19 protein-coding genes and 1 pseudogene are annotated in these 23826 nt (G+C 28.9%); 4 read left to right on the top strand and 16 right to left on the bottom strand.

Going from position 1 to position 23826, the window contains the following annotated elements:
• Nucleotides 1-7: 7 nt before the first annotated feature.
• From ACLVEP_RS02915 to ACLVEP_RS02925, 3 genes are all read right to left on the bottom strand, one after another.
• The gene (locus ACLVEP_RS02915) at nucleotides 8-751 is read right to left on the bottom strand and encodes a copper homeostasis protein CutC (RefSeq protein WP_412582716.1); all 744 of its coding nucleotides are present in this window, start codon (nucleotides 749-751) and stop codon (nucleotides 8-10) included.
• A gap of 362 nt (nucleotides 752-1113) precedes the next feature.
• Entirely contained in the window at nucleotides 1114-5367 is a 4254-nt protein-coding gene (locus ACLVEP_RS02920) for a fibronectin type III domain-containing protein (RefSeq protein WP_412582718.1), read from the bottom strand.
• A 206-nt stretch (nucleotides 5368-5573) separates the two neighbouring features.
• Nucleotides 5574-6317 (bottom strand): SIS domain-containing protein, encoded by a 744-nt coding sequence (locus tag ACLVEP_RS02925; protein WP_320096975.1) that lies wholly within the window; start codon nucleotides 6315-6317, stop codon nucleotides 5574-5576.
• Between the two features lie 162 nt (nucleotides 6318-6479).
• On the opposite strand from ACLVEP_RS02925, the gene ACLVEP_RS02930 reads away from it, so the two are divergent.
• Nucleotides 6480-7484, top strand: coding sequence for an aldo/keto reductase (locus ACLVEP_RS02930; RefSeq protein ID WP_412582720.1), 1005 nt, complete (start codon nucleotides 6480-6482; stop codon nucleotides 7482-7484).
• A gap of 90 nt (nucleotides 7485-7574) precedes the next feature.
• Here the strand turns inward: ACLVEP_RS02930 and ACLVEP_RS02935 are convergent, their stop codons facing one another.
• From ACLVEP_RS02935 to ACLVEP_RS02960, 6 genes are all read right to left on the bottom strand, one after another.
• Entirely contained in the window at nucleotides 7575-9416 is a 1842-nt protein-coding gene (locus ACLVEP_RS02935) for a fructose-specific PTS transporter subunit EIIC (protein WP_412582722.1), read from the bottom strand.
• A gap of 61 nt (nucleotides 9417-9477) precedes the next feature.
• Nucleotides 9478-10275, bottom strand: a complete 798-nt coding sequence (locus tag ACLVEP_RS02940; protein WP_412582724.1) for a histidinol-phosphatase HisJ family protein — start codon at nucleotides 10273-10275, stop codon at nucleotides 9478-9480.
• 111 nt (nucleotides 10276-10386) lie between these two features.
• The gene (locus ACLVEP_RS02945) at nucleotides 10387-11826 is read right to left on the bottom strand and encodes a TrkH family potassium uptake protein (protein WP_412582725.1); all 1440 of its coding nucleotides are present in this window, start codon (nucleotides 11824-11826) and stop codon (nucleotides 10387-10389) included.
• A 2-nt stretch (nucleotides 11827-11828) separates the two neighbouring features.
• Complete coding sequence (trkA, locus tag ACLVEP_RS02950; RefSeq protein WP_412582726.1) at nucleotides 11829-13190, bottom strand: Trk system potassium transporter TrkA; 1362 nt, start codon at nucleotides 13188-13190, stop codon at nucleotides 11829-11831.
• Nucleotides 13191-13340: 150 nt separating this feature from the next.
• Nucleotides 13341-14291: a trigger factor gene (tig, locus tag ACLVEP_RS02955; RefSeq protein WP_320096971.1), complete on the bottom strand. Its 951-nt coding sequence runs from the start codon at nucleotides 14289-14291 to the stop codon at nucleotides 13341-13343.
• Nucleotides 14292-14350: 59 nt separating this feature from the next.
• Entirely contained in the window at nucleotides 14351-15355 is a 1005-nt protein-coding gene (locus tag ACLVEP_RS02960) for a nucleoid-associated protein (protein WP_412582727.1), read from the bottom strand.
• Nucleotides 15356-15420: 65 nt separating this feature from the next.
• On the opposite strand from ACLVEP_RS02960, the gene ACLVEP_RS02965 reads away from it, so the two are divergent.
• The 3 genes and pseudogenes from ACLVEP_RS02965 to tagD all read left to right on the top strand — a co-directional run bounded on the left by ACLVEP_RS02965 (nucleotide 15421) and on the right by tagD (nucleotide 17608).
• The gene (locus tag ACLVEP_RS02965) at nucleotides 15421-16143 is read left to right on the top strand and encodes a YaaA family protein (protein WP_412582728.1); all 723 of its coding nucleotides are present in this window, start codon (nucleotides 15421-15423) and stop codon (nucleotides 16141-16143) included.
• A gap of 13 nt (nucleotides 16144-16156) precedes the next feature.
• Nucleotides 16157-17128: pseudogene (locus tag ACLVEP_RS02970) on the top strand (NAD(P)H-dependent glycerol-3-phosphate dehydrogenase); the annotation flags it as partial.
• 75 nt (nucleotides 17129-17203) lie between these two features.
• Nucleotides 17204-17608, top strand: a complete 405-nt coding sequence (gene tagD / locus ACLVEP_RS02975; RefSeq protein WP_032091818.1) for a glycerol-3-phosphate cytidylyltransferase — start codon at nucleotides 17204-17206, stop codon at nucleotides 17606-17608.
• Between the two features lie 156 nt (nucleotides 17609-17764).
• Here tagD and tnpC read toward each other — a convergent pair whose 3' ends face one another.
• The 7 genes from tnpC to ACLVEP_RS03010 form a co-directional block, all read right to left on the bottom strand.
• Nucleotides 17765-19333 carry an IS66 family transposase gene (tnpC, locus tag ACLVEP_RS02980; protein ID WP_412582730.1) on the bottom strand — a complete coding sequence of 523 codons (1569 nt, stop codon included), beginning with the start codon at nucleotides 19331-19333 and terminating at the stop codon, nucleotides 17765-17767.
• Between the two features lie 40 nt (nucleotides 19334-19373).
• Entirely contained in the window at nucleotides 19374-19733 is a 360-nt protein-coding gene (gene tnpB, locus ACLVEP_RS02985; RefSeq protein WP_227352344.1) for an IS66 family insertion sequence element accessory protein TnpB, read from the bottom strand.
• Complete coding sequence (gene tnpA / locus ACLVEP_RS02990) at nucleotides 19730-19993, bottom strand: IS66 family insertion sequence element accessory protein TnpA (protein WP_227352345.1); 264 nt, start codon at nucleotides 19991-19993, stop codon at nucleotides 19730-19732. Before tnpA ends, tnpB begins: the two co-directional genes overlap by 4 nt.
• Before the next feature lie 90 nt (nucleotides 19994-20083).
• A complete protein-coding gene (gene hisC, locus ACLVEP_RS02995; RefSeq protein WP_412582732.1) occupies nucleotides 20084-21151 on the bottom strand; it encodes a histidinol-phosphate transaminase in 1068 nt (355 codons plus the stop codon).
• 2 nt (nucleotides 21152-21153) lie between these two features.
• A complete protein-coding gene (locus ACLVEP_RS03000) occupies nucleotides 21154-21933 on the bottom strand; it encodes an HAD-IIB family hydrolase (protein ID WP_412582733.1) in 780 nt (259 codons plus the stop codon).
• 10 nt (nucleotides 21934-21943) lie between these two features.
• Nucleotides 21944-22903 (bottom strand): 6-phosphofructokinase, encoded by a 960-nt coding sequence (gene pfkA, locus ACLVEP_RS03005; RefSeq protein WP_412582734.1) that lies wholly within the window; start codon nucleotides 22901-22903, stop codon nucleotides 21944-21946.
• Between the two features lie 78 nt (nucleotides 22904-22981).
• A complete protein-coding gene (locus tag ACLVEP_RS03010) occupies nucleotides 22982-23809 on the bottom strand; it encodes a zinc-ribbon domain-containing protein (RefSeq protein ID WP_412582736.1) in 828 nt (275 codons plus the stop codon).
• Between the last annotated feature and the right edge of the window lie 17 nt (nucleotides 23810-23826).

A 23826-nucleotide genomic window follows, 5' to 3' on the forward strand; every position in this document is an offset into this window, starting at 1 on the left:
AACAAACCTATTTTATACTTTCTACAATTTTTTCAACAAGCTCTTTTGAAACTACATCATAATCATTTTCATGAGGAAAGGGTGCATATGCATAAGAAACTTCATGTGTTTGAGTTGTTGGATCATTGACCCAATCTTTACAAGAACTATGTACTTGATAAATTCCTGTATCATCCATCATTTCTTTAGCGTTGCTGGCATTCATACCACTTCCTGCAAGTATTTCTATTTGACTACCATATTTTGTTTGTAAATCTTTAATTAAAGCTTTTCCTTCCATTGCTTTAGGTTTTAAGCCACTTGTAAGAATACGATCAACCCCTAAATCAATAAGTAATTCAATTGAAGTATAAGGATTATCTACACAATCAAAAGCTCGATGAAAAACAACTTCTCCTTGATATTCTTTAATAATATCAATCATTTCTTTTGTTTGTTTTTCATTGATTGTACCATCTTGATTCAAACATCCAAAAGCAATTCCATCAGCTTGATTTTCAAGCATATAACGAGCATCTTCTTTCATAACTTCAAATTCAATATCGTTATAACAAAAACCTGCACCTCTAGGTCTAATCATTGTAATGACTTTTAAATCTGTATTCTTTTTTGTCAGTTTTAAAGAAGCTAATGTAGGTGTTAAACCACCCAAATGAAGTGCACTATTAAGCTCTATACGTTTTGCTCCTCCATGATATGCATTTAAAGCATCTTCATAACTTCCACAACATATTTCTACTATTCGTTCCATAATCTTCTCCTTAATATTATCTATTAATCATTATACTTCTTTTAAACATATAAACATAGAAATAAAAAAAGAGATTCAATATGAACCTCCATACTTTGAAAACTATATTAAAATTATTTTTTAATATAGCATTGGGAAGAAGATATAAAAATATCTTGTGATATTAAATATCACACTACTAATATACATTAAATAATAACATAAAAAATATTTTTAGGTTTCATTGTCACAAATAACAACTTTTGTAACAATGAAAAGACTGTTATAAAATTCTATAACAGTCTTATATACTACATCGTTATTAATGGAAGGTGTATTTTGTAGTAATATGTTTGTGTGTGTTGTATAGTTTTTGTTATTATTTAATCTTCTTTATTTCTTCTTTGAAGTGCAATATAACCCCCAGCTGTTGCCATAAGTAAAATATATGGTACAACTGACATATCATCACCAGTTTTTATATGAGAGTTATTTTTTGTTGATGATGTTTTATTGTCATCATCTTTTTTTGTACTTGTTTGTATTTGATCATTTGGTTTTTGATTTGGTTGATCATTATTTCCAGTTTGAGAAACTGTTTTTAAATTCTTAATGGCATCTTGTAGAGATGCTAAAGCTTGATCAACTTCATCTTGAGTTGTATTTTCATTTTGTAAAACATCTTTTGCATGATCTAATGCTTCTTTAAATGCTTTCCATGAATCTACCGTATAATCTGTTTCTTTTAAATCTTTTTTATCTGTATAAAGTTTATTTAATTCATCTTTGCTTACTGTTACTACTAATGCATCTTGTGCTTTTTGTAATTTTTCAACAGCTTGATCAATATCTTTTTGAGTAGCATATTTTAATCCTTCTGTTGTTAAAAGTTTAGTAGTTTCATTATAAATAGTTTCATAATCTTGATAACTATCTTCTGTGTAATCATTACTATCTTTTTTATGATCAATCAATGATTTTAATGCTTCTAAATCTAAATCATCATCCCCTAATTGTTGAATATTTGTTATTGTATCAACGCCAATATATTTTCCTTTTTGGTCAGCTGTATTTTCTTTTCCAACAATGGCAGTACCATTTTGATAGCTTAATAAGAATTTTCTAGACCATCCTTCTCCGCCAATACCACTACTTACGCCAGAGCCAACACCATTAATAATATGGTTAAATTTTTGTAAAGCACCCTCTTCATTTGCAAATGTTTGAAGACATGCATTTTCAATTAAAACATCCTTACTATTTGGAACTTCAATAGCATTATCTAATTGAATAGAAACAGTCTTACCATCTCCTAAAGTACCTGGTTGACCATTTTCTCCTAAAGTTCCACCTGTATAAATAAATACATTATAAATTCCTAAACCAACAGCATAATGTTTTTTAACATTGTTAGCTACTTTATAAGCAGCATATCCATTAACTGTACCATTATGAGACATCCATGTTTCTTGTGAAATAGGATCATAACATTTTTCATTTTGATAGAAATATGTGGCACCATTTTCACCATTCCATAAAGTATCATACTGATTAAAGTGTTCATTAAATAATGCATAACATGTTACATTATCACCATTGACTGTTAAACCATGATTTGAAACATTTCCATCCCAAGCAACACCAGTTCCATGGTCTGCACGCCAAATCCAGAAATGATCACAAATAACATCATGACTATTAATTTCTAAAGCATCATCTGCTGTTGTTAAAGTATCTGTTGTTCCCCCTACACGGAAGAATAAATCTTGTAAAATTGTTGGATTATTTCCATGATCTTCATGACTTCCAGTTTTTCCAACTTTTAATAAATATTTTGAATGGCTACCTGCATCAAAAATCAATCCAGCCACTCTAACACCATCAACATCATCTACTAACATAGCTGCTTCATCATTATCAGGAATAATAGAAGTCATACCACTACCTAATAAGATTGTATTAGCTTTTGTTACATGAATTGTTTTTTCTGCATGATATGTTCCTGGTGTAAAGTAAATATTTTTACCTTCATCTAAAGCTTTATTAATATCACTTGCACTATCTGTAGGTTTAGCAATATAAAATTCATCTAATGAAATAGATTTACCTGCACCCATTCCATCATTATCTTTTCCATTACCCCAACTAATACCTTTTGTATTTTTTTGAACTGAAGGAACAAATACTTTATATTCACCATCATCATCTAAATATAAGAATGGTTTTTCTGCTAATTCTTTTGTTTTTTCAATATTTGTGAAAACTTGTTGTCCTCCATCACTTGCTGGAATATTCCAGTTTGAAGCACCTTGTCCACTTAATAACTCTTCACCAGTTGTTCCATCCGCTTTTGGTAAATTACCTGCTTCAACACCTTGGAAGAAATTATTTAAAGTTGTCCCATAAGCATTACCTGCTAGTTTACTATTTCTTGTATAGAATTGTTGTCCAGAGAATGTACCAGCACTTAATTGATTACCATTATCATTAAATGATGCATTGATCCATGAATCAGCAACATATCCACCACTTGCCCATCCATAGTTCCAATCATAAGCAATTGGTCTTTCTGAATAAATTCTTCTAAGTGGAGCTGCTTGAGCAACTGCCCAGTTTAATTGATCTGGACGCCAAGAACCATTTCCTGCTTTTCCTTGTTCATTTCCAGTATTATAAACTGAAATATTTTCAGCTGATCTCCAGAAGTTACAAGTAGCGTTATCGCCATTTCCACCTAAAGCACCTGCTGGTAAATAAGCAGGAATAGCGATGTTGTTTAATTTAACATCTGTAGGCAATTTCCCTAAACCACTTAATGTTGTATAGAAACCTAAATACATACATGATGTATCTGTATAATCTCCTTTTTTAAAGTAAACTTGATATTGTTTTCCTTTAAATTGTGCATCATTTGTATAGTCATTTTGTTGATCAAATAAGTTCTTTAATAATTCATCAATTTTTTGAGTATTATCATCTGGAGAGAAAATAAATGTATTTCTACCAAATATTTCTGTTTCTAATGAAACATATTCAGATTCATCTGCTTCATCAGCGTTTTTAAAATCTTCATCTCCAAAATTTCCATTATTTAATGCTACAACTTTATAGTAGTTATTATATTTATTTTTAACATCTACTGCTTTTACTTTTGCAGAGTTTGTTTTAACAATAGCGATCTCTTTATAATCACCAAACATGCTAGTTGCACCTAAAATACGATAATGAGTCGCATTTTGTGCTTTATTGAACTCAATTGTAAATTCATCATCAGCTTGTTTTAATTTTAATCCTGAAACTGTTTCAGGTTTTTCACCAATTCTCGTTGGTGCAGTTATTGTATCTGTTTTATAAACTGGATTATCAATTAATTCTAAATTTCCATTACCACTTATAAATTTTAAATAGAATTCATATTGAGTCCCAGCTTTTAAATTTTCTACAGTATAATGATCTGTATTTGTAATAGTTGCTACCTTTTTAAATATTTCTTCATTAGAAGCTTTTACATAAACTTCAATATCAGTATATAAATTGATAGGTTTTGTCCATTTTAAATCAATTGTTGTTTGTGTTCTAGAACTTTTATCATAAGATAAATCAGTCACTTCACTTAATTCTTGACTTGTATGAATGATGAATCTTTCATTATCAGGAATTTCTTCTGTTGCTTCACAGTTTCCTTCTAAAATATTTTCATCATTAACTTTTACATAAGTTCCTAAAGCTGCATCTCTTAATGCAAATTGTCCGTTACCAAGAGGTTCAATAGCGATAGATTCCCAACCACCATTTCTTCCAATAGAACCAACTGCCGGTGTAGCACCATCAACCCATTTAGCTGAAGCAATTTGATATCCTGGTTTACTTACTGATTGAAAAGCGACAACATCTTTAATACCATCACCATTTGTCCCAAAGCTAACATTAAATTTTTCAGCATCTGTAATATTTTCTTTATCACCTGTTACATAAATTGGTGCATAATCTTCATCACCTTGATTTTTAAATGTAACTAATTTACCTGTTGCAACACTTTCAATATATGCTGTATTATCAATAATTGCTGGATTTTCAACAATTGTAAATTCAGTAGCTTGACTTACATCATCTCCTAATTTACGAATTTCTCCTTGAGCATTAACAGTTAAATAATATCCTCTTGTCATATCTCTAATAGTAGCGATACTATCACCTGTTCTTGTAATAATGTATGAACATTGTTTTAAATCATCATCATTTTTATCTCTTTGGTTTGGATCAGCAAAAATAAAATCATTTCCTTCAGAACGAATTGGATAATAGTTTCCATCTACTTCATATCCAATTTTTACTTTTACTTCACCCTTAGAGCTATCTGCTCCACTTTGATCTTCTAATTGAGTAATTTTTAAAAGCGAGTTTGATAAAACTTTTCCAGATTTTGAATAATCTCCATCTGCTTTAGTATCATTATTTCCCCAATTTATATTATGAATATAAATTGCTTTATTATTTGTATTCGATATTAATGCATATGTGTTCTCTTCTTTAAAATCAAATGCATCTTTTACTGCTTCTACAGAAGCAACATTCATCATTGAAAATATCATTGCTAGTGTAAGTATAGAAGCAAGCAGTTGCTTTATTCGTTTCATATTTTTCTCCCTTCTTATACATTCATTTTGTGATATCTATAGAAAGGTGGCCATGCTTTCTATAGTCATGCACTTTAAATGAATGCATTTCTATCACACAACATAAAATATCATAAGAGATATAATTTGAATAGCGCTTTCAAAATATGTGTAACAGGTTACATTCTTTGTAACAAAAAAAGCATTCTTTCGAATACTTTTCATAATTATTTTATTTCTTTATTTTTTATTGTTTGTAATTTTCTTCCAATACGTTCAATAATATAAACAACAGGAACTTGTGATGAAATATTTTTTGTATTTGGTAAAATCAATTTCTTTATAAAATAAGGTATTGTTAAATCTGACATTTTAGCAATTGTACTATTTGTATCATTAACAATAGAAATAATTCTTGATTGTACTCCCTGATAAAGTCTTAATTGATCAATTACTTCCTTTGTTTCACCACTATTTGAAAAAGCAATTAATAAACACTTTTCATAACGATCAGTCGGTGCAGGATAAAAAGGGTCATCAATATATTGACTATAATAACCGATATTAGAAAAAAATCTTGCTGCATATTTTGCCATAATTCCACTTTGTCCAATACCTAAACAAACAATAAAATTACTATTTTCAATATAATTCACTGCTTGATTAATATTATCTTGAAAATCTTTACCTTTAGAATATTCAAAAAATTGATTTAACATAGTAATTTCATCATCAATTTCTGGCATTTTATTGATTTCATTAAATCTTTTTAATTCTATTTTAAATTCAACAAAACCATCACAATTCAATTTATGACAAAAACGTGTAATAGTAGCCGTAGAAACATGACTTTTTGAAGCAAGTTCTCTAATATTCATATTTAAAACCTGATTCATATTTTTAATAATATAATTATAGACAATAAGTTCTGTATCATTTAATTTAGATATTTGTTCATATGTAAAAATCATTATATTCACCCTTTCTTGAAAATATATTTTAACATAAAATACATTTTCTTTCATTTCTAAACCAGAAAAAATTTTATATAACTTATAAGCATAATAGATAATAGTTTTGAAGTATTAGACAAAAATTTAATTGTTTTTATAATAAAGATAGAGGTGATAGAAATGGAATATACAACATTAGGAAATACAGATATCAAAGTATCTAAGATATGTTTAGGATGTATGAGTTTTGGTGAAGCTGGAACTTTACATGATTGGACTTTAGATGAAAAACAAACAGAAGAAATGGTCAAACATGCTCTTGATCTAGGAATTAACTTTTTTGATACATCTAATAATTATTCTAAAGGAACAAGTGAAGAATACTTGGGGAAAGCTTTTAAAAATTTAGGAGTTAAAAGAGAAGATATTGTTATTGCATCAAAGGTTTATTTTAATGAAGGGCGATTATCTAAAGAAGCTATTTTTAGAGAAATTGAAGGAACATTAAAACGTTTAGGAACTGATTATTTAGATTTATATATTATTCATCGTTTTGATTATGATACACCAATGGAAGAAACTATGGAAGCTTTACATGAACTTGTTAAGTGTGGTAAAGTTCGTGCTATTGGAGCATCAGCAATGTATGGTTATCAATTCCATAATATGCAAATTATTGCTAGAGATCATCAATGGACACCATTTTCAACAATGGAAAATCATTATAATTTGCTTTATCGTGAAGATGAAAAAGAATTAATTCCTATTTGTAAGCAAATGAATGTTTCTTTAATGCCTTATAGTCCTTTAGCAGGAGGACATCTTGCAAGAAATACTTGGGATTCACATACATTAAGAGGACAAACAGATCGTGTCGTTCATGGTAAATATGATCAAATGGAAAAACAAGATATGGAAATTGTTAAAAGAGTTGACGAATTAGCAAAAAAATATCATTGTAAAATGTCACAAATTGCTCTTGCTTGGCAATGGGCAAGAGGTGTTGCTTCTCCAATTGTTGGTGCTACTAAAATGTCTTATATTGATGATGCTGTTGAAGCATTAAATCTTAAACTTACAAATGAAGATCTTACTTATCTTGAAGAAATGTATGTTCCTCATCCTATTGTAGGTGCTATTAATGAAAATCCACCACAAGGTGTCATGTTATTAAATAAAAAATAATCATTTATATTAAAAACTGTTTGATTTAATTATTTCAAACAGTTTTTTGTTATATTACAAATTGTAAATATTTCTTAAAAATATTATCTATTATTTTTGTAGTTTTGTTAAAACAAATACAAGTAAAGTTCCTACAACTGTTGATAAAACAATTGAAGCTAAATAATATAATGGATTATTTACCATCCATATTAAGAATAAACCTCCATGAGGAGAAGCAATAGAACATCCAAAATAGATTGACAAAGCTCCTGCAAGTCCAGCTGCTAAACAACATGCTGGTAAAATGACTTGAGATTCTTGTTGGATAAAAGGTATAGCTCCTTCTGAAATAAAGGAAATACCATTAACGTAATTCATTAAAGCATCTTTTCTAGAAGCAAATCTATTTTTAGATAATGTTGCAGTTAAAGCAATTACAAATGGCGGAATCATTCCTCCTGCCATTACTGCAGCCATTGGATAATAATCATAACTGATAACCATTCCAATTCCAAAAACATATGCTGTTTTATTTATAGGTCCACCATTATCAATAGCCATCATCATTCCTAAAATAAAACCAAATAATATCTTAGTTGATACATGTGATTCAACTAAAGAGATATATTGTAAAATATAACTATGTCCTACATATAAATAGCTATTGATATAAATCATAATAATAGCAACAATCATTGTTGATAAAATAGGATGGAAAAGTGAAGCCTCAATTCCTTTTAAACATTGAGGTAGATATCCAAATAATTTTCTTAAAATTAAAGAAACAAATCCTGCTAAAAAACCAGCAACAATTCCAGCAAGTAAAGATGCTGAACTTGTAGAAATAGATGTCATAGAAATTCCTTGACAAACAATTAATCCACCAGCAAAACCAGAAACCATTGCTGGACGATCTGCAATACTATCAGCTATATAAGCTGCAACAATTGGGATAATCATAATAGAAAGTAATTGTTGAACATAACTTACTAATGTTAATAATTGATTAGATAATACTTGATCTTTAAATAAATATAAAATTCCATATAAAACACCACTTGCAACTAAAAATGGCAATGCATGAGAAATTCCATTCATTAAATGTTTGTAAAATAAACGTACAAGATTTTGTTTTTCTTTCTTAGTATCATGATGATATATTTCACCATCTCCACTACTTGCCTTTTTAACAAGCTCTTCAGCCTTTGAAATTCCATCTCTTACAGGAACTTGAATAACTTTTTTTCCTTCAAATCTTTGCATTTCAACTTTTTTATCAGCAGCCACAACAATACATTTACAATGATCAATATCATCTTGTGTTAATTGATTTTTAACACCCTCTTGACCATTTGTTTCTACTTTAATAGAAATATTTAATTTTTCTCCTGCTTGTTCTAAAGCCTTTGCTGCCATAAATGTATGCGCAATACCTGTTGGACAAGCTGTTACTGCTAAAACATCAGGATGAACAACTTCTTTAACTTCTTCTTTGTTGTTTTCTTTAGCGTCTATTAATTGTAAAAACTCTTCTTTAGAAGAGGCATGAATAAGTGCATTTCTAAAATCTTCTTCCATTAATAATGTAGATAATTGTGCAAGAGCTTGTAAATGAGCTCCTCCTGAATCTTTAGGAGCACCTATCATAAAGAATAGATATGTAGGATTTCCATCAAGAGATTTAAAATCCAAGCCTTCTTTAATAACCATTGCTGAAAGTCCTGCTTTTAAAACACCTTCACTTTGACCATGAGGAATAGCAACACCATCACCTATCCCTGTAGTACTTTGTGCTTCTCTATTTAAAACACTTTCTTTGTATACTTGTCGATCTTTTAATTTTCCACTTTGATCTAATAAATCAACTAAATGATCTATTGCTTCTTCTTTATTAGAAACTTGGGGATTTAAATCAATCGACTTTATATCTAATAATTCTGTAATTTTCATTTTTAACAACCTTTCTTTTTTGTTTATCATAAATCAAAAAAGTTGTTCAATCAAGAACAACTTAATCATACTGACATAACTTATAAACATCTTTAATACAAGTTCCTACATCTGCTGGTTTATGTGCATCACTTGCTGTAATGATATCAACATGATGTTCTTTAAAAATATCTAATAATTCTTTAGATAATCCTTTATCTGGATGATGATAACGATAATAACATCCAGTATTACATTCACCTTTTACATGATGCTCTACTAATAATTTTGCTAGTTCATGATAAGTAGGTTTTAAATCATACGTTGGATAATAACCAAACATTTTAATTGTATCAGGATGTGCTAATTGAGTAAATATATCACTTTTTACTAAATCAAAAATCAATTCATAATAACGACGATAAATATCATCCACATTATATTTATCCCATAATATTTTTTTAGACCATGGCATATCATATAAAAGACCATCTATGGAATGAATTGCTCCTACAAGAAAATCAAATTGATATGGTTCTAAAATACGTTTTATTTCCTCTTTATACTCAGGAACATAACATACTTCTAATCCAAATAAAATTTCTATTGGTAGTTTTTCAGCCTTAACTTCATTTATTAATCGTACATAACTAGAAAGAGTATCTTTAAATTTCATTTTTTTATTTGCTAGCCATTCTTTTTGTTCATCACTGGCATCTTTAACGCCTTGATAAATAACTTCAAATTCTTTGAAACGATGTGTATGATCAAGAATTTGAATACGATCAAACCCTTGTTTATAAGCTTCATTAATAAATTCCATTACATATTCTTTGGTAAGCGGTCCATTTTCTAAATGCATATGTCCATCTATTAACATAAGTAATCCCTCCTATCATATTGTATACAATTATAGGGGTTTTAAAAAAATTTACAATAAATATGATAATAATAAATTTATAAAAAAAACAATAGGCATATAACCTACTGTTTATTTTTTCCAAGATGATGGTGCAAATAATAATAACATTGGGAAGATTTCTAATCGACCAGCTAACATATCAAAAGATAAGACAAGTTTTGATACATCTGATAAAGATGAGAAATTTCCTACTGGACCAACAATATTCATACCTGGACCAACATTATTTAAACATGTTGCTACGGCTGAAAAAGCACTGGTAAAATCAATTTTATAACATGATAAAATAAGCAAAGAAACAACAAAGATTATTAAATAAATCACTAAATATCCTTGCATTGAACTAATCACATTACTATCCACTGCTTGATTTTCAAACTCAACAGTTTGTACACTATGCGGATGAAGTGCTTTTCTTAATTCTTTACGTGCACTTTTAAAATACATGACAATTCTTGAAATCTTGATACCTCCACCTGTAGAACCAGAACTTGCTCCTACAAATGTTAAAACAAGAATAATCATTTGTGATAAAAGTGGCCACTTTCCATAATCAACAACTACAAATCCTGTTGTTGTAATTGTTGAACCTACTGTAAAACTTGCATAACGTAAAGCTTCTAAAATATTTTTATACATTGGTAAAACGTTACATGTAATGACAAGAATACATAATGCTATAATTCCTAAATAATAATGAAGTTCTTCACTGCGTAAAGCATCTTTTACTTTACCAATTAAAATAAAATAGAATAAGTTAAAGTTGATTCCAAATAAAATCATAAAAATAGTAATAACAACATCATAATAAGCATTATGATAAGCCGCAATACTGGCATTTTTGATTGCAAAACCACCTGTACCTGCCGTTCCAAAAGCATTTAAAATACTATCAAATACAGGCATTCCACCAAGTAATAACAAAATAATTTCTATGACTGTTAATGCTGCATAAATAAAATAAAGAATTCTCGCTGTTGCACGTACTTTAGAAACAAGTTTTCCAACAGCCGGTCCTGGAACTTCAGCTTTTAAAATATGCATAGATCTTCCTGAAGCAATTGGAATAAAAGCAATAACAAAAACTAAAATTCCCATTCCACCAATCCAATGAGTAAAACTACGCCAAAATAATCCTGTATGACTCATCGCTTCAATATTTGTAAGAATAGATGATCCTGTTGTTGTAAATCCTGAAACCATTTCAAAAAAGGCATCAATATAACGAGGAATTTCACCTGATAAAACATAAGGAATTGCTGAAAAAGCAGAAACTAAAATCCAACTTAATGCAACAATGACAAAACCTTCTCTTGCATAAATATTTTTCTTTTTTGGTGCTTTTTTTGAAACAAGTGTTCCAAGTATAAGTAAAACTAAACCAACAATTCCAAAATATACACCTTGACTTTCATGATAGATAAAAGAAATTAAAACAGGAATAAATAAAAGTAATCCTGTCATTGATAAGAGTTTACCTATCGCAAATACAATCATTCTTCTATTCATAACTAATCCCTCAACATATCATTTAATGATTTCATGATTTCTCCACGAGAAACAATAATTACGTAATCATTTAATTCCATTGTTGTATTTCCTTTTGGAACAATTACTTCATTTTCTCTAATAATCGCTGCTACTAAAACATGTTCCTTAATTCTCATTTCATTTATTGTTTTATGTAAAAATTTAAAATGTTCTGTTACTTTAAATTCAACAGCTTCTACTTCACCATCAACAATTTTATAAAGTGTTTTAACTGATGAATCATGATCTTTATTCATCTTAGCACGTACATATCTAATAATTTGACTAGCAACAATTTTCTTTGGTGCTACAATACTATCTACCTTTAAAACATCAGATAATCCCGTATAGTTCATTCTTGTCACTTTCGCAATTGTCTTTTTATGGTAAAGACTCTTTGCTGATAGTGATAAAACAATATTTTCTTCATCTAATCCAGTAAGTGCTAAAACAGCATCTGTATTTTCAATACCTTCTTCATTTAATAATTCATCATCACTACCATCACCATGAATAATTGTCACATATGGTAATTTTTCAGCTAAAACTTGGCAACGATTTTCATCTTTTTCAATAATCTTAACTTTAATTCCTTGAGTAGATAATTGTTTAGATAAATAATATGCAATTTTTCCTCCACCAATAATGATGACATTTTTAATACGACTTGTAATAACACCAATATCCAAACAGAATTTTGATAAATCACGATGTGTTCCTGTAATATATAAGTGATCACCAGGTTTAATAGTATAATTTCCATCTGGAATAATCACATCTTCATTATGACTTACAGCACATACTAAAATATTTGTCTTTGTAATTTTATGTAATTGATTTAATTCTACTCCATTTAAACGACTATGATCTTCAACAAAAAATTCAGCAAGTTCTACTTTTCCTCTTGAAAAAGTGTCTACTTTAACAGCTGAAGGAAATGATAAAACTCGACGAATTTCACTTGCAGCTTCAAGTTCAGGATTAACGATCATTGAAAAACCTAATTGATTTCTCATAAAATCACGTTGTGATGAATAATCAGGATTTCTAACACGTGCAATTGTATGTCTTGTCCCCATCTTTTTAGCCATTAATCCTGCTAATATATTTAATTCATCTGAAGCAGTTACACAAATAATAAGGTTAGCATCTTCAGCTCCTGCTTCCATTAAAATATCATATGAACCACCATTACCTACAACACCTATAACATCATATTGGTTTACAACTTCTTCTACTTTAGTTGCATTTTGATCAACAACAATAATATCATGATCTTCATTTGCCATATGTTTGATAAGTGTTTTTCCGACTTTACCGGCTCCCAAAACAATGATTTTCATAAAAAATGAAACCCCCTTAATACAAGTAAATATTTTAACCCTTTTTCTTTAATTACTCAACCTATTTTACATTAACAAAACTAAATATCAATGAAAAAATTATTTTTATACACTATAATAAAAAAACTCCACTATATCGTGGAATTTTCATTATTTTTCAACTGCATTATTTACAATAATACGACTTGCTTGCATACGAGATAAATCTCTTTTGAATCCTTCTAAATCAATCTTTTCTAAAACTTGTTCTTTAGTCATTTGATTAGCTTGTCCAACCATATTTAATTGTTCATCTAAAACTTCTTCAGTAACAACGATTTTTTCAACAGCAATAATTTCATCAATTAAAGCTTCTAACTTAGCTTGTTGAGTAGCTGATGGTCTCATTTGTTCTCTTAATTTTTCTTCATCCATACCTGTCATTTGTAAGTATTGATCTAATTGAATACCTTGAGCCATCATTTGGTTAGCCATATAAGACATTTGTCTATCTAAAGCTTCATCAATAGCATCATCATCTAATTCAACTTCACTATCTGCCATAAATGCATCAAAAATTGTATTTTCTTTTTGAGCTTCATATTGTTGATCATGTTGTTGTTGTAAACCTTCATTAATATAAGCTTTTAAATCTTCAACTGTTTTAATTTCAGGTACACCTAAACCTTCAACAAAAGCATCATTTAATTCAGCATCTTTTTTTACAGATAATTTTTTAACTGTTACTTTAAAAACAACATCTTGTCCTGCTAAATCTTCAGCTTGGTAATTTTCTGGGAAAGTTAAATTTAAATCTCTTGTTTCATTTACTTTCATTCCAATCATTTGTTCTTCAAATCCTGGAATAAATGATCCTGAACCAATTTCTAAATCATAATCATTTCCTGTTCCACCTTCAAAAGCAACATCATCTTTTAAACCAACGAAATCGATTGTAGCAATATCACCATTTTCAACAGTATCTCCTGCTTTTTCTTCAGTTTGTCTTGATTGAGCTAAAATCATTTGAATTTGTTGTTCTACTTCTTCATTTGATACAGGTACTTTTTCTACTTTAAATTCAATACCTTTATAATTACCTAATTTAATTACTTTACTCATTTATCTATTTCCTTTCATTATATGCTTGTTTATTCTATCATAAAGAAAACTTCTTGTCTTTATTTAATCTTAATATCCTTGATATTATTTAAAGTAATTGTTGAATATCCTGACATATCTGTTTCAGTTGTAATGTTTTCATGATTTAAATAATCTTCAACATTCAATTCAATAATACGATCATCATCCAAAACAAGTTTACATCTTGACATACGATCTAATGAAAGTGGTACATTGACAATTTCATCATCTTCTTCAATGCCTAGATCTCTCATGATTGTTTCAACTTCTTCCTTTGCATTATAATCATCACCCATTACTTTTTTAGCAATTTCCATTGGTTTTAATGGTAAATGTTCCATTACTAAATCAATCATTTCTTTTTTGACCATAGCTGTAGGATCACCTTCAAAAACGTTATATTCACTATCAACTTTTTTAACAACTTTATTGACAATACTCATTTTTTGTTTATCAGTTAATTTAGGTTCACCTTTAATATATTGATCATTTAAGTAATATCCTGGTTTACCATCTATTTGAAATCTTTTTTCAATTAAAGAAATTGTACTTTGATCAACATTGATAATAATAGCTTCTTCCACAGCTGAAGTTTTAGGAGGAAGACTTTGTCTGTTTACAAATTTAATAAATCTCTTTCCATCTACTTCTTCCACAACAGAAATAGGTGTCACTTTATAATTTAATTTCATGATGAGAATCATCTTTTCCCCATCTACTTTACATTCAACAAACATCAAGTTACTATTAGGCATTTCTTCAACATATTTACTGACAGCAAATAAATCTTGAGCAATTTTTTTAGATTCATCAATAAATTGTTCATCATCAATGATCATATTTCTTGCTGCTTGTAATAGATGATGTTCACTTCCTACAACAAGTTCTTTAATTGTTGTATTTGTTAAACATTTTTCTATTTTTTTATCATAATATTCTGTTGTTCCTTCTATTAAATCAATAAATTGATCAGAATAAATAATTTGACTATGTTCCATATCTAGCATATGAATTAATATCTTATCTATAATTGTTGTATTCATTTTTATCACCGAATGTAGTATATCATAATTTTTTATTTTAATATATAATGGATATGGTGAAGTCTATGAAAATCATAATTGCTGATGCAAAAAGTTTAAAAGAAAAGCATTTTCCTATTGAAAAACAAACACCTTTGTTTTTTAATAAAGCAGAATCTTTAAGAAAACAATTAAAAGAATTAGATATCAATCAAATTCATGATTTCATGAAGATATCTTTTAAACAATCTTCATTGATTTATGATTATTTTCATAATGATGAAACATTTGCTGCTTTAAATTTATTTAATGGAGTTGTTTTTAAACAACTTGATTTAAAGAATTATCAATCAAAGGAATGGGAATATTTAAAGAAACATCTTCTAATTAATTCCCCACTTTATGGTATTTTACGTTATAATGATGCTGTAAATTATCATCGTTTAGAAATGAAACATAAACTTAATGGTTTAAACTTATATTCTTATTGGCAAAAAGAAGTAAATGATTATTTAAAAGATGAAGATGTTATTATTTCTTTAAGTACAAAGGAATATGAAAAAATGATTGATCTTCCAATCATTCAACTTGATTTTGTGATAAGAAACGGGCATACTTTAAAAAGAAATGCTGTGTATTTAAAAAAAGCAAGAGGAATGATGTTAAATTATTTAATTCAACATCATCTTGAAGATATAGAAAGTATTAAAGAAGTAGTCATTGATGATTATCATTTTAGTGAAAATGAATCAAATGATCATCATTTAGTTTTTATAAAAGATGAAAAAATGAAATACATCAAAAAATAGGAGGTTATTTATCATGTATAAAGTTGGTGTTTTAGGCGCAGGTACATGGGGTATGGCTGTAGCAAGAGTGTTATGCAATCGTCATCATTCCGTGATGGTATGGTCTGCATTACCTCAAGAAATCGAATATATTAAAAAAAATCGTAGTCATCCAAAATTACCTGAATTAGAAATTCCTGATGATATGGGATTTACAACAGATATTAAAGAAGTATGTAATAGTGAGTATTTAGTTGTTGCAGTTCCTTCTGTCTTTATGAGAAGTACAATGGAAACTGCTAAAGATTACATTCAAGATCAGATTTTAATTGATTTAGCAAAAGGAGTAGAAAGCGATAGTCTTTATACTATGTCAGAAATCATTAGAGACGTTTTAGGAAATCAAACTAAAATTGTTGCTTTATCTGGTCCTACACATGCTGAAGAAGTTGTTAAAGATATGCCATCAACAATTGTTTCAGCTTGCGATGATTTAGAAGTTGCTGAAAAAGTACAAAACTTATTCCAAGGAACATGTATGCGTGTTTATACAAATGTCGATGTACGTGGTGTTGAATTATGTGGTGCATTAAAGAATATTATCGCTTTAGCTGCAGGAATTGCTCATGGTCTAAATTTTGGTGATAATACACGTGCTGCTATTATTACTCGTGGTCTTTCAGAAATGACACGTTTAGGAACAACAATGGGTTGTCTTGAACAAACATTCCATGGTCTTGCAGGAATTGGAGATTTGATTGTTACAGCAACAAGTATTCATAGTCGTAACTTTAAATGTGGAACACTTATTGGTCAAGGCTATAAAGTAAACGATGCTACTAAAGAAGTAGGAATGGTCGTAGAAGGATTAAATGCTTTACCTGCTGCAATGCAACTTTCTAAAAGATATAATGTTGAAATGCCGATTACAGCAACGGTCGATGCTATTGTTCATGGAAAAGTAAGTCCAAATGATGCTGTAACTGCATTAATGAATCGTGATCGTAAAACTGAACTTACTAAATCAGTAGCAGATATTAATTTTGAAAATAGTATTATTAAAAGTAAAAGAGGGTTAGGTATGAAAAGAGTTATTACTTATGGTACATTTGATTTATTACATTATGGACATATTAATTTATTAAAACGTGCTAAGGCTTTAGGTGATTATTTAATTGTTGCTGTTTCAACTGATGAATTTACACGTTTGAAAAAAGATAAAAAATGTTATTTCTCTTATGAACAAAGAAAAGGTTTACTAGAATCTGTACGTTTCGTAGATTTAGTTATTCCTGAAGAAAATTGGGATCAAAAGATCAAAGATATTAAAGAATATCATATCGATACTTTTGTTATTGGAGATGATTGGAAAGGTAAATTTGATTATTTAAAAGATGAAGGTGTAGAAGTCATTTATTTACCAAGAACTCCTGAAATTTCTACGACTCAAATTAAAGAAGATTTACATCATACAGAAGAAAAATAAAGGCTATAGCAAATCGCTGTAGCTTCTTTTTTTATAAAAAACTGTTATGAAAATCATAACGTAAGCGTCAAATCTCAAGCGTAAAATAAAAAAGCAGTTAGGCATTAATCCTAACTGTGATACATGACGAAAAGGACATAATTAATATGCCTTTCGTCATTTTTTATACAATTCTTTTGGTAACGTTGTTGACCATGGCATTATTGCTTCCAATAACTCATCGGTTAACTTTTGCCCCTTCATTTGGTTTAGAATATATTCAATATAATCATATGGTTTTAGATTATTTAGTTTTGCACTGACTACTATTGAATATGCACTACCACTAGCTTGTGCTCCTAGCACACTATTACTGAATAAGAAGTTCGATCTTCCAATAACGAAGTCTTTGATGCAGCGCTCCGCAACGTTATTACTTAATTCAACACGTCCATCTTCTAAGAAATAACTTAAATACTTTTCATTATTGATGGCATAAGTTAAGGATTCATACAGATGTGTTTTCTTAACTGCATATGGGTAAATCTCTTTTACTTTTTCATAAAATTCATTATATACCGGCAACGAATCTTTTAATCTTGCTTTCAAGATTTGATCGTAATCATTCTTGTATTTTTTATTGTAAACTTTTTCTAATCTAAATAATTCATCTAATAAGTTTACTAGTCGTTGCGTCACCGAGTTCTTCACATCAGTTCCTTTAGGTGCTGCTTCAATAGCTTCTACGAATCCTCTTCTTAAATGGGCAAAACATCCCATATTAGTTACGCTTTCAAGATTTTGATACGCTGCATATCCATCACTTTGAACGACATTTGTATATCCGTTAAGATAATTCTTAACTCGCTCATGTTTTCTGTCGTTTTCGAATCGATAAATAGCCATTTGCTTATCTTCGCTTCTTCCGGTCTTGTATAGCCACATGTAGCAGTTTTGTCTGCCTTCTGTTTTTAATAGTTCTAAAACTTCTAATGTGGTTTCATCGACGTTGAGGTATTCTGATTTTAAAAGTTGTTTATGCATGTGTTCAACGAAAACATCAAAATACAAATCATGAAGTTTAATCATCCAATTGGCCATCGTTTGTCTAGATAAGGTGATTCCATTTCTTTCTAGGGACTGCTCTTGACGATATAAAGGTAATGATTGAGTAAACTTCTTATCAATGATTGATGCAAGTAATGATGGTGTTGCAAAGCTTCCTGGTATTACAGCAGTTGGCATTGCTTTTTTTACTAATTCTTCGTTACCTTCTTCATCTTTTTTTGCGTATACTTTTTGTTCATATTCAATTACTTCATAATATTCTTTATGGTGCACTAGTTCTTTTCTGAAATTTGATCCAATAAAACGTAATGATTCTCCAGTAATCGGATCAAACTTATCTTCTTCCGCTAAGTCTAAAAGAACTTTTGTCACTTCTAAATCATCTATATTTCTACTACGTTTTTTCTTTCTTTCGTGTTCTCTGACTTTTTGGGTATCATAATTTAAACTAGGTTCTGTTTTGAGTGGAGTAGAATAAGTTTCAGCTTCGTTAAATAGATTTAATTCAAGTTGATCGCTAATGATGGTACGTTCAGTTTTCTTTCCAAAAAGCGTTTTTTTGAAAAGCGCAATTTGCTCATCTTTCCAATTTAACTCAGCTTTTAAGGATTCGATAATCGCTTGTTGAGCTTCGATTTGTTTCTTTAATTGTGCGATTTCACTGTTATTTTGTACCATTTTTTATCACCACCAACGCCTATTATTATACCATAAATTATCATATAATGACACGATTTGGTATTGGATTAGAGACATCTAATCGGTCAAATTCTAGTCCTTCAATCAACCAATTTAGTTGCGATGAAGTAATGATGCAAACACCTGTTTCTTCTAATTCTTTTATCTTAAATCTCCCGTGCTCAAGTCTTCTGGTAAATAACCAAAAACCATTCGATTCATAATAAAGCATCTTGATTCTTGTTCTGTTTTTATTGGTGAAGATAAACAAACTGTGATCTAAAACATTTAAATTAAACTGACTGACAACAATAATGGATAAGCCATCAATGGATTTTCTCATATCTATATAGCGATTAGAGACATAAATGTTTTTAATTTCTGAAGCGTTAATAATCATAAAGCACTCACAATAAGATGAAGATATTTAATATCGCAGTTAATTGTATGACCATCAATTTGAAATTCAATCATAGTAGATACTGGTTCTTCATCAATAACAGTTACTTGGTTAAACAATTCATCACTTTGCATTATAAGTTTTTTGTACTTATAAAATGATGCCACACCAATGTTGTGTTCTTTACAATACTCTTTGACTGTCATCCCACTAGCTTCATGATCTGCAAAGATTGCTTTCCATTCTTCATTTGTCCTCATAAAAAGGTACACCTCCTCCGCACTAAGAATGTACCTATATTGTATTAAATTATTTTATTGTAAACTAGCGCTCACCATTTGACGCTTACATCATAACAGCCCTTTTTGATTTAAATATTTTTCTAAAAATTCAAAGAATCTTTCCATTTGTTGATCAGTTCCAATTGTAATTCTTAAATATTGATCAATCAATGGTTTATTCCAATGACGCACAATAATGCCTTCTTTTCTAAGTGCTAAAAATAATTCTTCACCATCAATCTTTGGATGTTTTACAAATACAAAATTTGCATAACTATCTGGAACAACAAATCCTAATGTTTTAAGTCTAGTTTTCGTATATTCTCTTGTTTGAATGACTTTTTGACATTTTTCTTTCATATCTTGACTATCTAATACAGAAGCAAGTCCAATTTGTTGTGTAATATAATCAATTGGATATGAGTTAAAAGAATTTTTTACATCATATAAATGAGAGATAGCTTCTTTATTTCCTAAAGCCACTCCTAATCTAGCACCCGCAAAAGATCTTGATTTAGAGAATGTTTGAATAACCACTAAATTTTCATATTGATCAATAAGTGACACACATGATTGTCCTCCAAAATCAATATAAGCTTCATCTACAACAACAATACTATCTGGATTACTTTTTAAAACTTCTTCTATAAAATCTATAGAAACAAGTAATCCTGTTGGTGCATTAGGATTAGGAAAAATAATTCCTGAATTTGGTTGTTTAAAATCATCAACATGCATTTTAAACTCTTGATCTAAAACAATCTCTTTATAATTCATTTGATAAAGATCACAATAAACTGGATAAAATGAATAAGAGATATTTGGAAATAATACTGGATCACTTCCATTAAAAAATGTTAAGAATGTAAGTGCTAAAACTTCATCCGAACCATTTCCTAAAAAAACTTGTTCATCTTTTAAACCATGATACTTAGCTAAAGCATGTCTTAATTCTTCTCCATCACTATTTGGATAAAGTTTTAATTTTTCAATATCGATATTTTTTAAAACCTCTTTTATTTTTTCACTTGGACCATATGGATTTTCATTTGTATTCAACTTAATCATATCAACAATTTTAGGTTGTTCTCCTGCTACATACGGTTCAACTTGTCTTAATTTATCTTGCCAACTCATTGTTATTCCCCCTCCAACATATCATTGATGACTTCATAAACATAATCAACTTGTTTTTCTGTTTTTTCTTTTATTTGTTTTTCTACACGATTAAAAGTATAAGCATGATCAGCTTTTTCAAACATATCTAAATCGTTATAAGAATCTCCTATACAATAGGATATCATTTCTTGATTTAATAACGAGCAAAGCGTTTTAAGTCCACTTCCTTTTGTACAATCTACTGTAATATCTAAATAAACAACATTAAGTGTTGCATGTATGCCTGGATATTTTTGATTCACTTTTTTTTGAATTTCAAGTATTTCATCTAATTTTTCTTGTGGATGAAAAGCACATACAATATCAATATCATCTTGAGTATGATCTAATATTTCTAAAAAATCACCTTCTATTTCTTGATAACCATTTTCTGTTAGAATACATGTTTTTTGATCTATATATCCATAAGTTTGTTGACCATCAAAAAATGTGTAATTTAAATAAGAATATTTTTGATAACTCTCTTTTAATATTTCTTTTGCAATCTCATTTTTTATTTGTTTGCGATAGAGAACTTGATCATTTTGATCAACAATCATTGCTCCATTATTTAAGACTAAATAATCATATTCAAAATGTGGAGTTACAAGTTTTGTTTCTTGAATATTTCTTCCTGTACAAAATGAAAAATAATGACCTTGAGCTCTTAATTTTTTTACAGCATCTTGATCTTTATAAGTAATGGGTAAATTGTCTTTAGCAATTGTTCCATCGATATCACTAAATAATATTTTTTTCATATATGACTCCTTAAGCTAAATCTAAAAATAACTGATATAAACGATCATGATTTTCATTTTTTTCAATCAAAGCTTCTTCTATATTTTTAGAAACAATTTGATTATCTTTCATACAAATACATAAACCACTTTTTCTTTTTTCTAGTAAACAAATTGCTTCTTCTGCCATTTTAGAAGCTAAAATACGATCTTCAGGAACTGGAGATCCACCCCTTTGAATATGTCCCAAAATAATTGATCTTCCTGAATACCCTGTTTCTTCACTGATACGATTTGCTAGCTTTTCAACATCTAATATTTTTTCACTTACAATAATAATAGCATGCTTTTTATGATATTCTTGTTCGCATATTTTAAGCTCTTCAATAATTTTATTTTCATCATAACCTGTTTTATCTGTAATAACAATTTCACTACCACAAGCAATTGCTGAATAAATAGCGAGATTGTCGGCATGATTTCCCATAACTTCAACAACAAAACAACGATGATGTGAACTAGAAGTATCTCTTAATTTATTAACAGCATCGATAATATTGTAAAGTGCTGTATGAAATCCTATCGTTTCATCCGTACCATTAATATCATTATCAATTGTTCCAGGAATTGCAATACAATCAATTCCTTTTTGACAAAGCGCTAAAGCACCTTTATAACTTCCATCTCCACCAATTACTACAAGTCCATCTATATTTCTTTGTTTAAGCTGCCAGATAGCTTTTTCTTGAACTTCATCTTCTTTAAATGATGGTAATCTTGAAGATTCTAAAATAGTTCCCCCTTTTGATAGTATTTCAGAAACATCACTATACCCTAATTTTTTAATATTTCCGGCTACCAATCCTTTATATCCTTCATAGATACCATAAACTTCAAAACCTCTTTTTATTCCTACTCGCACGATTGCACGAATCGCACCATTCATTCCTGGAGAATCTCCTCCTGAGGTCAAAACTGCAATTTTTCTCATCGATTCACCTACTTTTTTCCCTATAATTATCCCTATTATACTTGTTTTACATAAAAAGAAAAAGCCAATTTCTTGGCTTTATATAAATTTTTCTATTTTTAACTTCGTATCATAAGATAATTTTAAGCGATATGTATCTTTATAATTAAATACTCTTATTGAAGATTGATTATTTCCTTTTGATTGTGTCATTCCTTTTCCATAATGAGAAAGGGTTTCTTTAGTTAATTCTTCTTCACTATTTTTTAAATCTGCTAATGTTTTTTGAATCAATTCTTGGTTATCTTTTCCATTGAATATTGTAATAATTTGATTCATTTTTTTAGCTTGTTGATTTAATTGTTGATATCCATCATCTAATTGTTGAACATTATTTAAATGATATTCAAATTGTAATTGATTTTGTTTTGATAAATCATAATCATAAGAAATATTCATAGTATTTTGTTTATCTAATGAAATATCATATTGAACAGACACATAAAGATTATTATTATCTGTTATTTGAAATGAATATTCTTGATCAATATTTTCTTTTCCTACTATTTTTTCTAAAGATGCTTCAATGTTATTGATTTTATTAACATATTTTTTACTATTCTTAACATTTTTTGAGAATTCTTTTAGTGAATCATATTGATAAACAACTGCTTCATGATTTGATTTTTCATATGTTTTTAATGTTGCTGTTTGATTAACTCCGCTATCAGTTAAAGCATCAAAAGTAAAGAAAGTAACTCCCATTGGTAATAAAATAAATGCAATTATTAAAATAGGATAAATAAAAGCAAACTTTCTTTTTGGAGTACGTTTCATTGGTTGATAGCCAGATTGGGGTGTCCCACAATAAGGACATACCTTTGCATTACTTGGTATATTTTTATGACATTTTGGACATTTTTTCATATTCTTATCAATCCTTT

Source organism: Faecalibacillus sp. (assembly GCF_047023275.1).
Classification (GTDB): domain Bacteria; phylum Bacillota_I; class Bacilli_A; order Erysipelotrichales; family Coprobacillaceae; genus Faecalibacillus.

Coding starts and splice junctions, on each gene's coding strand:
- ACLVEP_RS02915 (WP_412582716.1), bottom strand. CDS start 751: ATGGAACGAATAGTAGAAATATGTTGTGGAAGTTATGAAGATGCTTTA.
- ACLVEP_RS02920 (WP_412582718.1), bottom strand. CDS start 5,367: ATGAAACGAATAAAGCAACTGCTTGCTTCTATACTTACACTAGCAATG.
- ACLVEP_RS02925 (WP_320096975.1), bottom strand. CDS start 6,317: ATGATTTTTACATATGAACAAATATCTAAATTAAATGATACAGAACTT.
- ACLVEP_RS02930 (WP_412582720.1), top strand. CDS start 6,480: ATGGAATATACAACATTAGGAAATACAGATATCAAAGTATCTAAGATA.
- ACLVEP_RS02935 (WP_412582722.1), bottom strand. CDS start 9,416: ATGAAAATTACAGAATTATTAGATATAAAGTCGATTGATTTAAATCCC.
- ACLVEP_RS02940 (WP_412582724.1), bottom strand. CDS start 10,275: ATGTTAATAGATGGACATATGCATTTAGAAAATGGACCGCTTACCAAA.
- ACLVEP_RS02945 (WP_412582725.1), bottom strand. CDS start 11,826: ATGAATAGAAGAATGATTGTATTTGCGATAGGTAAACTCTTATCAATG.
- trkA (WP_412582726.1), bottom strand. CDS start 13,190: ATGAAAATCATTGTTTTGGGAGCCGGTAAAGTCGGAAAAACACTTATC.
- tig (WP_320096971.1), bottom strand. CDS start 14,291: ATGAGTAAAGTAATTAAATTAGGTAATTATAAAGGTATTGAATTTAAA.
- ACLVEP_RS02960 (WP_412582727.1), bottom strand. CDS start 15,355: ATGAATACAACAATTATAGATAAGATATTAATTCATATGCTAGATATG.
- ACLVEP_RS02965 (WP_412582728.1), top strand. CDS start 15,421: ATGAAAATCATAATTGCTGATGCAAAAAGTTTAAAAGAAAAGCATTTT.
- tagD (WP_032091818.1), top strand. CDS start 17,204: ATGAAAAGAGTTATTACTTATGGTACATTTGATTTATTACATTATGGA.
- tnpC (WP_412582730.1), bottom strand. CDS start 19,333: ATGGTACAAAATAACAGTGAAATCGCACAATTAAAGAAACAAATCGAA.
- tnpB (WP_227352344.1), bottom strand. CDS start 19,733: ATGATTATTAACGCTTCAGAAATTAAAAACATTTATGTCTCTAATCGC.
- tnpA (WP_227352345.1), bottom strand. CDS start 19,993: ATGAGGACAAATGAAGAATGGAAAGCAATCTTTGCAGATCATGAAGCT.
- hisC (WP_412582732.1), bottom strand. CDS start 21,151: ATGAGTTGGCAAGATAAATTAAGACAAGTTGAACCGTATGTAGCAGGA.
- ACLVEP_RS03000 (WP_412582733.1), bottom strand. CDS start 21,933: ATGAAAAAAATATTATTTAGTGATATCGATGGAACAATTGCTAAAGAC.
- pfkA (WP_412582734.1), bottom strand. CDS start 22,903: ATGAGAAAAATTGCAGTTTTGACCTCAGGAGGAGATTCTCCAGGAATG.
- ACLVEP_RS03010 (WP_412582736.1), bottom strand. CDS start 23,809: ATGAAAAAATGTCCAAAATGTCATAAAAATATACCAAGTAATGCAAAG.